The 13,965-nt window shown below is 67.5% G+C and carries 13 protein-coding genes; 6 read left to right on the top strand and 7 right to left on the bottom strand.

What is annotated here, in order from left to right; genetic code table 11:
- Positions 1-17 precede the first annotated feature (17 nt).
- Together ABT025_RS00795 and hisC are read right to left on the bottom strand one after the other, a co-directional pair.
- The gene (locus tag ABT025_RS00795) at positions 18-1,526 is read right to left on the bottom strand and encodes a cytochrome ubiquinol oxidase subunit I (protein WP_350988298.1); all 1,509 of its coding nucleotides are present in this window, start codon (positions 1,524-1,526) and stop codon (positions 18-20) included.
- A gap of 270 nt (positions 1,527-1,796) precedes the next feature.
- Positions 1,797-2,876, bottom strand: a complete 1,080-nt coding sequence (gene hisC, locus ABT025_RS00800) for a histidinol-phosphate transaminase (protein WP_350988300.1) — start codon at positions 2,874-2,876, stop codon at positions 1,797-1,799.
- Positions 2,877-3,246: 370 nt separating this feature from the next.
- On the opposite strand from hisC, the gene ABT025_RS00805 reads away from it, so the two are divergent.
- The 3 genes from ABT025_RS00805 (at position 3,247) to ABT025_RS00815 (ending at position 6,597) form a co-directional block, all read left to right on the top strand.
- Positions 3,247-4,359 carry a LacI family DNA-binding transcriptional regulator gene (locus ABT025_RS00805; RefSeq protein ID WP_350988302.1) on the top strand — a complete coding sequence of 371 codons (1,113 nt, stop codon included), beginning with the start codon at positions 3,247-3,249 and terminating at the stop codon, positions 4,357-4,359.
- A gap of 173 nt (positions 4,360-4,532) precedes the next feature.
- Entirely contained in the window at positions 4,533-5,591 is a 1,059-nt protein-coding gene (locus ABT025_RS00810; protein WP_350988304.1) for a metallophosphoesterase, read from the top strand.
- A gap of 181 nt (positions 5,592-5,772) precedes the next feature.
- Positions 5,773-6,597, top strand: coding sequence for a hypothetical protein (locus ABT025_RS00815; protein WP_350988306.1), 825 nt, complete (start codon positions 5,773-5,775; stop codon positions 6,595-6,597).
- Positions 6,598-6,690: 93 nt separating this feature from the next.
- On the opposite strand, the gene thiC is transcribed toward ABT025_RS00815, so the two are convergent.
- The gene (gene thiC / locus ABT025_RS00820; protein ID WP_350988308.1) at positions 6,691-8,466 is read right to left on the bottom strand and encodes a phosphomethylpyrimidine synthase ThiC; all 1,776 of its coding nucleotides are present in this window, start codon (positions 8,464-8,466) and stop codon (positions 6,691-6,693) included.
- A 197-nt stretch (positions 8,467-8,663) separates the two neighbouring features.
- Here thiC and ABT025_RS00825 point away from each other — a divergent pair, with 197 nt between their 5' ends.
- Positions 8,664-9,995: a YibE/F family protein gene (locus tag ABT025_RS00825; RefSeq protein WP_350988310.1), complete on the top strand. Its 1,332-nt coding sequence runs from the start codon at positions 8,664-8,666 to the stop codon at positions 9,993-9,995.
- Positions 9,996-10,075: 80 nt separating this feature from the next.
- Here the strand turns inward: ABT025_RS00825 and ABT025_RS00830 are convergent, their stop codons facing one another.
- The 4 genes from ABT025_RS00830 to ABT025_RS00845 all read right to left on the bottom strand — a co-directional run bounded on the left by ABT025_RS00830 (position 10,076) and on the right by ABT025_RS00845 (position 12,282).
- The gene (locus ABT025_RS00830) at positions 10,076-10,513 is read right to left on the bottom strand and encodes an SsgA family sporulation/cell division regulator (protein ID WP_114245561.1); all 438 of its coding nucleotides are present in this window, start codon (positions 10,511-10,513) and stop codon (positions 10,076-10,078) included.
- Positions 10,514-10,614: 101 nt separating this feature from the next.
- Positions 10,615-11,385: an IclR family transcriptional regulator gene (locus ABT025_RS00835; RefSeq protein WP_350988312.1), complete on the bottom strand. Its 771-nt coding sequence runs from the start codon at positions 11,383-11,385 to the stop codon at positions 10,615-10,617.
- Positions 11,386-11,626: 241 nt separating this feature from the next.
- On the bottom strand, positions 11,627-11,839 hold the full coding sequence (locus ABT025_RS00840; protein ID WP_350988314.1) for a DUF5326 family protein: 213 nt from the start codon (positions 11,837-11,839) through the stop codon (positions 11,627-11,629).
- A gap of 125 nt (positions 11,840-11,964) precedes the next feature.
- Positions 11,965-12,282 (bottom strand): cupin domain-containing protein, encoded by a 318-nt coding sequence (locus tag ABT025_RS00845; RefSeq protein ID WP_350988316.1) that lies wholly within the window; start codon positions 12,280-12,282, stop codon positions 11,965-11,967.
- Positions 12,283-12,350: 68 nt separating this feature from the next.
- Between ABT025_RS00845 and ABT025_RS00850 the strand changes: the two genes are divergently transcribed.
- Complete coding sequence (locus ABT025_RS00850) at positions 12,351-12,728, top strand: phage holin family protein (protein ID WP_350988318.1); 378 nt, start codon at positions 12,351-12,353, stop codon at positions 12,726-12,728.
- 67 nt (positions 12,729-12,795) lie between these two features.
- Entirely contained in the window at positions 12,796-13,926 is a 1,131-nt protein-coding gene (locus ABT025_RS00855) for a cystathionine gamma-lyase (protein WP_350988320.1), read from the top strand.
- Positions 13,927-13,965 lie beyond the last annotated feature (39 nt).

Consider the following 13,965-nt stretch of genomic DNA (forward strand, 5'->3'; position numbering starts at 1 on the left):
CTCGGCTCCCTGTGCTCTCAGTAGGAGAAGGCCATGGGCCGGTCGGCGTCGTCGTGGTCGCCGCCGATCCTGGTGGGCGGGTTGAGGTCGGCGTCGGTGAGTTCCGGCGGGCCGGCCTTGATGTACTTCACGAGCAGCTTGACCTCGATGACGGCGAGAACCGCGTAGAGCAGCGTGAACAGGATCATCGAGGTGAGCACCTCGCCCTGCGAGACGCCGGGGGAGACCGCGTCACGGGTCTGCAGGACGCCGTAGACGACCCAGGGCTGCCGCCCCATCTCGGTGAAGATCCAGCCCCAGGAGTTGGCGATCAGCGGGAAGAGCAGGGTCCACAGCGCGACGATCCAGTAGCACTTGGCCAGCTTCGGGCTCAGCGCCTTGTTCTTGAACAGGACCAGGTGGGGCACTTCGTCCTCACCGGTGCGCATCCCCGGTGGCAGCATGAACTTCTTCCGGGTCAGCCACAGTCCGAGGATCCCCAGGCCGAAGGACGCCATGCCGAAGCCGATCATCCACCGGAAGCTCCAGAAGGCGACGGGGATGTTGGGCCGGTAGTCGCCGGGCCCGAAGCGTTCCTGTTCGGCCTTGTTGATGTCGTTGATGCCGGGGACGTAGGAGTTGAAGTTGTCGTCGGCGAGGAAGGACAGTATCCCGGGGATCGAGATCTCGACGGAGTTGTGACCCTTGCTGACGTCTCCGTACGCGAAGATCGAGAAGGGCGCGGAGTTCTGCCCGTCCCACAGCGCCTCGGCCGCCGCCATCTTCATGGGCTGCTGCTTGAACATGACCTTGCCGAGCTGGTCACCACTGACGGCGGTGAGGAGACCGGAGATCACGATGGTGATCAGTCCGAGCCTCAGCGAGGTCCGCATCACCGGGATGTGCTTCTTGCGCGCCAGGTGGAAGGCGGCGATGCCGACCATGAACGCGCCACCGACCAGGAAGGCCGCCGTGATGGTGTGGAAGAACTGGGCGAGCGCGGTGTTCTGCGTGAGCACGTGCCAGAAGTCGGTGAGCTCGGCGCGTCCGCGTTCCTTGTTGATGCGGTAGCCGACCGGGTGCTGCATCCAGGAGTTGGCCGCCAGGATGAAGTACGCGGAGAGGATGGTGCCGATCGAGACCATCCAGATGCAGGCGAGGTGGATCTTCTTCGGCAGCTTGTCCCAGCCGAAGATCCACAGGCCGATGAACGTGGACTCGAAGAAGAAGGCGATCAGCGCCTCGAACGCGAGCGGGGCACCGAAGATGTCGCCGACGAACCGCGAGTAGTCGGACCAGTTCATCCCGAACTGGAACTCCTGGACGATGCCCGTGACGACGCCCATGGCGATGTTGATCAGGAAGAGCTTTCCCCAGAACTTGGTGGCTCTGAGGTACTTCTCCTTGTTGGTCCGCACCCAGGCCGTCTGCAGGCCGGCGGTGAGCGCGGCGAGAGAGATCGTCAGGGGAACGAAGAGGAAGTGGTAGACGGTGGTCGTTCCGAACTGCCATCGCGCCAGGGTCTCCGGCGCCAGAGCTAGCTCCACGTCGTCTTCTCCTTACGTCGCCGCCAATACACCGGCAGTTTGTCCTATAAATCCGACTTAACAGCGGAGGAAACGGGACACGCTTGTGAACGCGTTCACATTCACAAGCAATTATGGCGCACAGGCTTTCGGGAGATACGACCGGGGTCCCCCTCCGGGACGTAGCGATCATTACCGCCGAAGCGGACACCCCCGCGTCTGAGCCCGCCCACGCAAACGGCCCCGCACCTCGAACGAGGTACGGGGCCCGCCGGCAGGTGGCAGCCGGTTCTACAGACTCCTGCGGTACGACTCCGTCACCTTCAGGAACAGGTCGTTCGCCTCGTCCTCCCCGATCGTGACGCGCACGCCCTCGCCTGCGAACGGCCTGACCACCACACCGGCCTTCTCGCAGACCGCGGCGAAATCAGCGGTACGGTCCCCCAGCCGCAGCCAGACGAAGTTCGCCTGGGACTCGGGCACCGTCCAGCCCTGTCGCTTCAGCGTCTCCTGCACCCGCTGGCGCTCGCACACCAAGGAGCCCACCCTGCCCAGGAGTTCATCCTCCGCACGCAACGAGGCCACCGCCGCGTCCTGGGCGACCTGGCTGACACCGAAGGGCACCGCCGTCTTGCGCAGCGCGGCCGCCACCGGCTCATGGGCCACGGCGAAGCCGACCCGCAGTCCGGCCAGACCGTAGGCCTTGGAGAACGTCCGCAGCACCGCCACATTGGGCCGGTCCCGGTAGATCTCGATGCCGTCGGGGACCTCGACGTCGCGGATGAACTCCTTGTACGCCTCGTCGAGCACCACGAGCACATCGCTCGGCACCCGGTCCAGGAACCGCTCCAGCTCCGCCCGGCGCACCACGGTGCCGGTCGGGTTGTTCGGGTTGCAGACGAAGATCAGCCGGGTCCGGTCGGTGATCGCGTCCGCCATCGCGTCCAGATCGTGCACCTCGGCGTCGGTCAGCGGCACCTTCACCGACGTCGCCCCGCTGACCTGGGTGATGATCGGGTACGCCTCGAAGGAACGCCAGGCGTAGATGACCTCGTCGCCCGGGCCCGAGGTGGCCTGCAGCAGCTGCTGGGCCACACCGACCGAACCGGTGCCGGTGGCCAGGTGCGAGAGCGGCACACCGAAACGGTCGGACAGCTCGTTCATCAGACCGGTGCATGCCAAGTCCGGGTACCGGTTGAAGTGCGCGGCCGCGGCCAGCGCCGACTCCATCACCCCAGGCAGCGGCGGATAGGGATTCTCGTTGGAGGACAACTTGAACGCGAGCGGTCCGTCCGACGCGGCCGGCTTGCCCGGCACATAGGCGGGGACGCCATCCAGTTCGGCACGCAGCTTGGGGCTCGACTCGCTCACCGCAGGTCCTCCTCGACCGTCCTTACACATCAATACTGCTCACCTTATGAGGATTGAGCGCCGGTGCGAATGGCGGACCGGGGATTAGTCCGGTGGACCCCGGAATGAGGGGGAGCGCCCCTTGCCCTGGCGCGCGCCGGTGGCTCACTCCGTGGCGCGCGTCCCTCGAAGAGGTGAGTTGAGACCTCTTCGAGACATGGACCTATCGCCAGGCTCATCCGGCCCGACGCGTGACACATGACGGATCCACCCCATAACGCCCTGTGTTACCAAGGCAATTGAGGCTTGATGACCATGCAGAAACGTGCCTGTCAACGAGTGCATATGCGACCAGGTCATGTGCCCGCCCGAGCCCTACTATCGGCTCGCCATGACAGCAGCAGGGAAGCACCAGGTGAGCCGGACGGATACCCCCCGGCGCGGCGGCCGGCAGGGACGAGCAGGAATCCGGGACGTGGCCGCCGCCGCCGGAGTCTCCATCACGACCGTCTCCGACGCGCTCAACGGCAAGGGCAGGCTCCCGGACGCCACCCGCAGCCATGTCCGCGAGGTCGCCGAGCGCCTGGGCTATCGCCCTTCCGCCGCGGCCCGAACGCTCCGTACCGGCAAGTCGGGCCTGATCGGCCTGACCGTGACGACCTACGGGGATGAACCTTTCACCTTCACCGAATTCGCGTACTTCGCCGAGATGGCCAGAGCCGCCACCTCCGCCGCACTCGCCCGCGGCTATGCCCTCGTGATCCTTCCCGCCACCTCACGCCACGACGTCTGGTCGAACGTCGCACTCGACGGCACCGTCGTCATCGACCCCTCCGACCAGGACCCGGTGGTCACCGAACTCGTACGCCAGGGGCTGCCCGTCGTCTCCGACGGCCGGCCGGCCGGGACCCTGCCGGTCACCGCATGGGTCGACAACGACCACCGGGCAGCCGTCCTCGACCTCCTCGACCACCTCGCCGCCGCCGGCGCCCGCCGCATCGGACTGCTCACCGGCACCACCACCGACACCTACACCCGGCTGTCCACCACCGCGTACCTCCACTGGTGCGAGCGCGTCGGCCAGGATCCGGTGTACGAGTCGTACCCCGCCCACGACCCGTGCGCCGGCGCGGTGGCAGCCGACCGCCTGCTGGCCCGTCCGGACCGCCCGGACGCCGTCTACGGCCTCTTCGACCCCAATGGCACGGATCTGCTGGCGGCCGCCCGCCGGTACGGCCTGCGGGTCCCGGAGGACCTGCTGCTGGTCTGCTGCAGCGAGTCCACCGTGTACGCGACGACCGAGCCGCCCATCACCACGCTTTCGCTCAAACCGCGCCGCATCGGTACGGCGGTCGTCCAGCTGCTCATCGACGCCATCGAAGGGGTCGACCAGGACGGGCCGGTGGAACAGGTCATACCGACGGAACTCATCGTCCGGACCTCCTCGCAACGCCGCCCGCCACGCACCACGGTCAGCGCGCCACGCTCTCCGGCCGGGGATTGATCAGGCCAATTGGGACTAATTGACCGATGAACCTGGCGTGCACGCGGATTCACCACCCCTGGTGCGTCACAGAGCACGATCCTCATTCCTATGATGGGCGCACGACACCGCGGACCACCCCGACCAGCAGGGCCCGTCAGGTGTACGGCGGCACGACGGTGGTGGAGGGGTCGATGACACAGGGGGCCGGTCAGGAACCCGTGGTGCGGACGGCGACGTTGCGCGACTTCCGCGTACCGCCCTATGCGCAGTCCCCTGCGCCGCCCGCCCCACCGCACCCGGGCAGCGCCTTCCCGGGGGGCGAGCCGCCGGAGGGGTACACGCCGACCGCACGCGACCTCCCCGTGATCAGCCGCGAGGACACCGTCCAGGTCCGCGCAGTGCCCGACCCGCGGCCCGCCAAGGAGTCGGGTCTCGGGCCGCTGTACGTCGTCGGTGACGTCCACGGCTATCTGGACGAGCTCCTCGCCGCCCTCGCCGAACAGGACCTGATCGACTCCGAGGGCAGCTGGGCCGCGGGCAACGCCCGGCTCTGGTTCCTCGGCGACTTCACGGACCGGGGACCCGACGGAATCGGCGTCATCGACCTCGTGATGCGACTCTCCGCCGAGGCCGCGGCCGCCGGCGGCTACTGCAAGGCCCTGATGGGCAACCACGAACTGCTGCTCATCGGTGCCAAGCGGTTCGGTGACACCCCGGTCAACTCCGGCGCCGGAACCGCCACCTTCCAGGCCGCCTGGCTGCTCAACGGCGGCCAGAAGACCGACATGGAGCGGCTCCAGGACGTCCACCTCCAGTGGATGTCCCGACTCGACGCCGTCGTCGAGGAGGACGAGCACCTTCTGATGCACTCGGACACGACGGCGTACCTCGACTACGGCTCCACCATCGAGGACGTCAACGACACGGTGCACGCCATTCTCACGCGGAACGACGCCGATGAGTGCTGGGACCTCTTCCGCAAGCTGACCAAGCGGTTCGCCTTCCGCGACGAATCGGGCCCGCAGGCCGTGCAGGAACTCATGGCGGCCTACGGCGGCCGACGCGTCGTCCATGGTCACAGCCCCATTCCCTACCTTCTGGGCGAGGTGGGTTCCGAGGACGGCGAGGACAGGTCGGGCCCGCTGGTGGACGGACCGCACGTGTACGCGGACGGGCTCGCCATCGCCATGGACGGCGGAGTGACCATGGCCGGAAAGCTACTGGTCGTCAAACTCCCGCTGCATGACTGACGTTCTTCTGGGAAGACGCATCCAGACCTGAATACGCGGACCACTGGGCCTATTTACGGAAACCCCCTGTCACCCCGTGCCGTGGGCGCTCTACCATCGGCGTATCAGTAGCAGGCTCTCCTCCGTTTCCGCCCGACTGCCCGGTTCGATCGGGCACACAGGCCCTACGGAGCATCGGGGGATGCACATGAACAGCGCTCCGCACCTGCTGACCGAGGACCGCCCCGAGTACGAGCGGATCCTCGACGACGCACTGCGCCACGCCCATGAACGTCCGGATCTGGCCGCTGTCGGCGAACGGCTCAATCCGGTGCAGTTGCGCACCATGGCGATGGCCGCCACGGCGCTGATAACGGCGGCTGCGGCCACCGAGTACGAGTACTACGTGAAGGCCCGCGAAGAGATCCGCGCCGCGGCCACCGGCCCGGACGAAGACGGTGAACCCGACGCCGGCCCGGTCGGCGCGCACCAGTCGGGCGCCGGCATAGGAGTCGTCATCACCGTGCTGGCCCCGGTGCTGGCAGGCACCGCCGCGGTGATCTTCCTGCTCATCGGCTACATCCTCAAGGCGCTCGACCCGCCACCGTCGTTCGCGCGCACCATGGTCGGTGCGGGCTGGTTCTTCGCGGCGGCGACCGCGGCCGCCATCCTCGTAGCCGCCGTCGGCCTCCTCGTCACGGCTCTGCGCAACGGGTCGACATCGGTGGCCGCCGAGGAACAGGGCGAGGAACTGCCGGAGGACGTGGCGCGAGCCAGAGAGGCCTGGCGCCACGCCCTGCTGGAACGCGGCATCCTGCCGTTCCTACGGGACGCCCTCGCCGACCCCGGGGCAGCCCCGGCCGCGCGCATCCCGCACCGCTCGGCCAACCGCATCCCGAAGATCGGCTACAGCCGACCGGACTTCTCCAGTCCGGACGACGGTCCGGCAGCCGCTCCCCGTCCGACGTTCACCAGTCCGGACTTCACGAGCCCCGACTTCGGCGGCCCGGACCACGAGCTGGACTGACGGTCCCGGCACCCGGTCCCCGGACCCGGGTGTCCCGGCCCGGGGGCCCGGTCAGCAGGGCGCGCGCCGTGCGCGCCCTGCTCGGTTACGCCCTTAGTCCGCGATGGGCAGATAGACCCGGTTGCCCGCCGCCGCGAACTCCTTGGACTTCTCCGCCATCCCTTCCTCGATCTCCGCCTGCGAACCTCCGTGCTCCCGCCGAATGTCCTGGGAGATCTTCATCGAGCAGAACTTCGGGCCGCACATCGAACAGAAGTGCGCCGTCTTCGCCGGCTCGGCCGGCAGCGTCTCGTCGTGGAACTCCCGTGCCGTGTCCGGGTCGAGGGCCAGGTTGAACTGGTCCTCCCAGCGGAACTCGAACCGGGCGTCCGACAGCGCGTCGTCCCAGTCCTGCGCCCCCGCGTGCCCCTTGGCCAGGTCCGCCGCATGGGCCGCGATCTTGTAGGTGATGACCCCGGTCTTCACGTCGTCCCGGTTGGGCAGACCGAGGTGCTCCTTGGGCGTCACGTAGCAGAGCATCGCCGTCCCCCACCAGGCGATCATCGCGGCGCCGATGCCCGAGGTGATGTGGTCGTACGCCGGAGCCACATCGGTCGTCAGCGGGCCGAGCGTGTAGAACGGCGCCTCCTCGCAGATCTCCTGCTGGAGGTCGATGTTCTCCTTGATCTTGTGCATCGGGACGTGCCCCGGGCCCTCGATCATGGTCTGGACGCCGAACCGCTTGGCGACGGTGTTCAGTTCGCCGAGCGTACGCAGCTCCGCGAACTGCGCCTCGTCATTGGCGTCAGCGATCGAACCGGGCCGCAGGCCGTCGCCCAGGGAGTACGTCACGTCGTACGAGGCGAGGATCTCGCAGAGCTCCTCGAAGTTCTCGTAGAGGAACGACTCCTTGTGGTGCGCGAGGCACCAGGCCGCCATGATCGAGCCGCCCCGGGAGACGATGCCGGTCTTGCGACGGGCCGTCAGCGGCACGTACGGCAGGCGCACGCCGGCGTGAACCGTCATGTAGTCGACGCCCTGTTCCGCCTGCTCGATGACGGTGTCCTTGTAGATCTCCCAGGTCAGCTCCTCCGCCCTGCCGTCGACCTTCTCCAGAGCCTGGTAGAGCGGCACGGTGCCGATCGGAACGGGTGAATTGCGAAGAACCCACTCACGGGTGGTGTGGATGTTGCGGCCGGTGGACAGATCCATGACTGTGTCGGCGCCCCACTTGGTCGCCCAGGTCATTTTGTCCACCTCCTCCTCGATGGAGGACGAGACCGCGGAGTTGCCGATGTTGGCGTTCACCTTCACCAGGAACCGCTTGCCGATGATCATCGGCTCGATCTCCGGGTGGTTGACGTTGGCCGGCAGAACGGCCCGGCCGGCCGCGATCTCCTCGCGCACCACCTCGGGCTCGACGTTCTCCCGGATCGCGACGAACTCCATCTCCGGGGTGACCTCGCCCCGGCGGGCGTATGCGAGCTGGGTGATGGGCCGGCCGTCCCGGCTGCGCCGCGGCTGTCGGGGGCGGCCGGGGAAGACCGCGTCCAGGTTGCGCAGTCCCCCGCGCGGTGAGGTGTGCTTGAGCCCGTCGTCCTCGGGGCGCACGGGACGTCCCGTGTACTCCTCGGTGTCGCCGCAGGCGATGATCCAGTTCTCCCGCAGAGGCGCCAGTCCACGGCGGACATCGGTCTCGGCCGAGGGATCGGTGTACGGCCCCGACGTGTCGTAGAGCGTCACGTCCTTGCCGTTGGTGAGGTGCACCTGGCGAACCGGCACCCGGAGGTCCGGGCGCGAGCCCTGGACGTATCCCTTGTGCCATCCGATGGACTTCCCGGCCTCGTCGTTCTGGTTCGAGGCAGGCGTGCGTGCGTCCGATGTGGTCATGAGACCTACTCCCTACGCCGGCATTACCCGGTAACAGGTTCGGCGGTCGGCGCAGCCTGTCCCGTACGGACGTACGGAGATCAGCGCCCTCTCAGCCCGGTGCTCCGAGCTCCCGCGTGTGCAAAGGTGCCACCACGCTAGCGCCCCCATGGGCAAGCTGAACAGAGGACCCCTTCCCTTCTTGCGATGATCGCCCGGTGACGTCCCCCCATAGCAAATCCGAACCACAGGGCCATCAGCACGCGCACTCGCACAGCCACGGCCCCGCCGCTCCCGTCTCCGGTCATCTGCGCAAGGTGATCGCCGCCGTGCTGATCCCGTTCGCGGCCGCGGTCGTCGTCGGGATCGCGGTGCTCTGGCCCGGTGGTGCGCCGGCGCACGAGCGCACCGGTGTCGGTTTCGACCGGCAGACCCAGCAGGGCAAGGTGGTGAACGTCGGCAAGGTCGACTGCAAGGACGTGAACGCCTCGCAGATCCCCGTCAGCAGTGAGACATCGCCGCCCGCGGGCGAGTCGGCCGACAGCGATCGCCTATGCAAGAAGGCCACCATCGAAGTGACGAGCGGCCAGGACAAAGGCCGCACGTTCATTGAGGTCGTCCAGCCGGACGCGCCCCGACAACTACGGAAGGGACAGGGGGTGGTCGTCGCGTACGCCCCCGACGCGCCCCACGACCTCCAGTACTCCGTGACCGATGTGAACCGGAAGTTCCCGTTGCTGCTGCTGGCCGGGATCTTCGCCCTGGTCGTGGTGGCCGTGGGCAGAATGCGCGGGGTCATGGCGCTGGTGGCGCTCGCGCTGTCGTTCGCCGTCCTGACCCTGTTCATCCTTCCGGCCATCCTTCAGGGCTCGAACCCGCTGGTCGTGGCAGTCGTCGGGGCCGGCGCCATCATGCTGATCGCGCTCTACATCTGCCACGGACTGACCGCCCGCACATCGGTCGCCGTCATCGGCACCCTGATCTCACTGCTGCTGATCGGTCTGCTGGGCTCGCTCTTCATCGGCTGGGCGAGCCTGAGCGGGAACACCGACGACAACACCGGCCTCATCCACGGCCTGTATCCGCACATCGACATGAGCGGACTGCTGCTGGCCGGCGTCATCATCGGTTCCCTGGGAGTGCTCGACGACGTGACGGTCACCCAGACCTCGGCGGTCTGGGAACTTCACCAGGCGGACCCGACGATGAGTGCGAAGGAGCTCTACCGGGCAGGGATCAGAATCGGACGCGACCACATCGCCTCGGTGGTCAACACCCTGGTGCTCGCCTATGCGGGCGCCGCGCTTCCGCTGCTGCTGTTGTTCTCGATCGCCCAGAGCAGCATGGGGACGGTGGCCAACAGCGAGCTGGTGGCGGAGGAGATCGTGCGCACACTGATCGGCTCGATCGGACTGGTCGCCTCGGTGCCGGTGACCACCGCGCTCGCGGCACTGGTCGTCTCCGCGGACCGCACCGGGATCGCCGCTGATTCCGGTGCTCCGGCACCCGTACGGAGCGGCAGGGGACGCCGTCGCCGGACGAGGGCCTGAGTGCCCGGACACGGAGAGCGATTCACCCGTTCGGCAGGTGTGCTGTTCGACCGGCATACGGGCCATGGGCACGGCCTTCGTCAGCCGGCGTTCTGTTCCTCGGCCAGAATCCGCCCCAGCGCTTCTTCCAGATTGCCCTCGAAGTCACCCAGCGTGCACTCCTGCCCGAGTGGCACAAGCTTGTCCGTCCGGTCGAGAAAGGCCACAAGAGGTGCCGTGCCGGCCCGGAACAGCGCACGGTCAGCCCCCACCTGGAGCCGGATGTGGACGTCGGACAGCCCTTCGGGCTCCGTCGGCCCGATGTGTACATCGCCGTCACCACTGGGGCTGTTGAGACCGTCGAGCAGCAGCTCACGGCCGAAAGCCCAGGTGACGGGGGCGTCGCCGGGCAGATGGAAGGTCATCCGGATCGCGTACGGATCGCACACTTCGTACCGGAGCTCCACCGGGATACGGAAAGAGAGCTCCTCGGAGACGAGGAAGCTCATCATGACCTCAGCTTGAACCGACTCGCGCATCGTTCAACCCCGCAGTAGATGAATCTGGCCAGGAATGATCCCCCATGGCCCTATTGACGCCATCGTGGTGCACCCGATAGCAGATCACAAGGAGTGATTTTTCAGATACTGATAGAGAACACGAACGAACGCAAGAGGCTGGCCACTTCGCCACGTAGTCGTTCGACTGCGGGGAGCAACCGTTCTGCCTGGTCGAGAGGGACGGAAATGGCCATCGCGGCGGCCGTGAATCCGGCCGTGATCGGGATGGCCGCGCAGACCGTCCCGAGGGCGTACTCCTGTCGTTCGATGACAGGTTCCATACGCTCGACCGACCGCAGCCGCTCAAGGAGTGCCGGTCGGTCACGCACGGAGTAGCGGGTCAGCGGCCGTACCGGATGCCGGTCCAGGTGGTCCTCGCGGGCCTGCTCGTCGAGCTGGCTCAGCAGACACTGACCGATCGCATGGGCATGCCCCGTCTCGCCGAAGGCCGCCCACTCCTCCACCGCCGGCGCAGCGGGGGTGTCCGCGACCGCGACGAGTTCGATCTCACCGTCGCGGTAGACGGCGCAGTACACCGGGGCACCGATGATGTCCCGCCACCGCCCCAGGGACTGGGTCATTCTGCTGCGACGATTCTGCAGTGCGCCGTCGTCCACCAGCCGCTCCGCGGCGGCACCGAAGAGGAAGACGCCGTTCTCCCTGCGCAGATATCCCTCGTGCGTCAGGGTGCGCAGCAGGTGGTAGGCGGTGGGAAGGGGTAGTCCCGCTTCCCGTGCCAGCTGTTTGGCCGGAGCCCCGTCGCGATGGGTGCCCACAGCCTCCAGCAGCCTCAGCGCCCGCTGAACCGATCCGATCAGCGTCGGAACAGCGGTAGTCGATGCCGTGGTCAACGGTCACCCCCAGGCATGGTGACGGGCGGTCAGCCCGCCTGTGGGGGCCGCCCCCACAGATCTGCCGCAGGCCTGGGGTCCAGAAGGCCGGATGCCGTACAAACCACTGGTCAGGGTGGCGACTGACGGTGTTTTCCCAGGTGGCGGCAGCGGACTGCCACTGTATCGGGAGCATCCGGACCGGGTGCCGTTTCGCCCTCCGCTTAGCTCAGCTGGGCTAACCGCAGGGTCGGCCGTGCGGTTACCAGTCGCTTCGTGAGGAGGAGGACGACATGAACTTCCGTACGACGAAGACGAGCCCACCGACCAGGATCGCGACGAGCAGGATCTTGAACAGCAGCCAGATCACAAACCCGACGATGCTGGCGATCAGACCGCCGAACACGACGATCACGATGACAGGCACCGCGATCCACTTCACCCACCAGGGCATCCCCGCGAATATCTCCCGCACGGCCATCGTCCTTACCTCGTCTCTGTGAGTTCCTGCTTCGATGCTAGAGGCGCGGGAGCGGGCCGCGGGGCTCCGGAGCCCTTGAACTCCCCTGATCGATCCCCTAGGGATCCCCGAGGTGCGGCTCAGCCCTCGGGCGGCGAGAAGACCACCATCACCCGCAGGTCCTCGGTGATGTGGTGGAACTTGTGGGCCGTGCCGGCAGGTACATACACGACACTTCCCCTGCCCACCTGCGTCGTTTCCATGCCCACGGTGATCGAAGCGCGTCCGCTGACGACGAAGTAGACCTCGTCCTGGTTGTGCGGCTGCTGCGGGTCGAGTTCACCGGCGTCCAGGGCGTACAGACCGACAGACATGTTCCGTTCGCGGACGAACTGAAGGTAGGCGCCGTCGTTGGCGGCCCGTTCCGCTTCCAGTTCGTCCAGTCTGAATGCCTTCATGGCCCATCCGCCCCTTGCCTCTGCCCAGCCGGTGTCCGCCACCGATCATGTCTGCCACGATCAGACACATGAAGAATTTTGTAGTCAAGACGATCGCCAACGCGGGTGCACTGGCCGTGGCCATCTGGCTGCTCCAGGACATCACGCTGACCGGCGGCAGCACCGGACGCAAGATACTGACCCTGATCCTGGTCGCGCTGATCTTCGGCCTGGTCAACTTCCTCGTCAAGCCGGTGGTGAAGCTGCTCACACTGCCGCTTTTCATCCTCACACTGGGGCTGATCACCCTGGTGGTGAACGCCCTGATGCTGCTGCTCACCTCGTGGCTGGCCGACGTGCTGAATCTGAGCTTCCATGTCGACGGCTTCTGGACCGCCGTCCTCGGTGGCCTGATCATTTCGATCGTTTCCTGGGCGCTGAACGTCGTCCTGCCCGACGAGGACTGAACCCTCGGCACCTGAAACAGTGACGACGAGACCGGCGACAGACCGGGGAGAGAAGCGAGGGCACGGAATGAGCACCATGGGCGACGGAACCCGGGCAGTACGCGCGGGCCTGCCGGAACCGCAGCAGTACGAGCCCACTCTCCCCGGTCCGGTCTTCGCCGCGCACTTCCATCTGTCCGGCGAGCCGACCGGACCGTACACCTACGGGCGTGACACCAATCCGACCTGGACCCATCTGGAACGGGCCATCGGGGAACTCGAAGCGCCGGGTGAGCACGTCGAGACCACGGTCTTCGCCTCCGGCATGGCGGCGATCTCGGCGGTCCTGCTGTCCCAGGTGAGCACCGGCGACGTCGTCGTGCTGCCCGACGACGGCTACCAGGCTCTTCCGCTGGTACGTGCGCAGTTGGAGGCCTACGGCGTCGAGGTGCGCACCGCCCCGACGGGGGGCGACGCCCAGCTGGCCCTGCTGGAGGGGGCCCGGCTTCTGTGGATCGAGACCCCGTCCAACCCGGGGCTCGACGTCTGCGACGTGCGTCGACTCGTCGAGGCGGCGCACGCCGGCGGCGCACTGGTGGCGGTCGACAACACCCTCGCCACCCCGCTCGGCCAGCGCCCGCTGGAGCTCGGCGCCGACTTCTCGGTGGCCAGCGACACCAAGGGCATGACCGGGCACGGCGACATCCTGCTCGGACATGTGACTTGCCGAGACTCCGAGCTGGCGGCGGGGGTGCGACGCTGGCGCAAGGTGGTCGGCGCGATCCCCGGCCCCATGGAGGCCTGGCTCGCACACCGCTCCCTGGCCACGCTGGAGCTGCGGATCGAGCGGCAGTGCGCAAACGCCCTCGTGCTTGCCCAGGCCCTCGCCGAGCAGCCGGAGGTGAGCGGACTGCGCTACCCCGGTCTGCCCACCGATCCCTCCTACCCGACCGCCGTGCGGCAGATGCGGCGCTTCGGCTCCGTGGTGTCGTTCGTACTGGCGGATCGAGGGACCGCCGAGCGCTTCCTCTCGGCGCTGCGTCTCGCCGAGGACGCCACCAGCTTCGGAGGCGTACGTTCCACCGCCGAACGCCGGGCCCGCTGGGGCGGCGACGCCGTGCCGGAAGGCTTCATCCGCTTCTCCGTCGGGGCCGAGAACGCTGCCGACCTGGTGGCCGACGTCGAACGTGCGCTGGCCGAGGCCGTGGCCGGGAGCTGACCTACCCACCGCGGGTACGGTACGGACGGTCCGAGCCTC

Origin of the sequence: Streptomyces sp. NPDC002809 (assembly GCF_040295435.1) — a bacterium.
Taxonomy (GTDB): domain Bacteria; phylum Actinomycetota; class Actinomycetes; order Streptomycetales; family Streptomycetaceae; genus Streptomyces.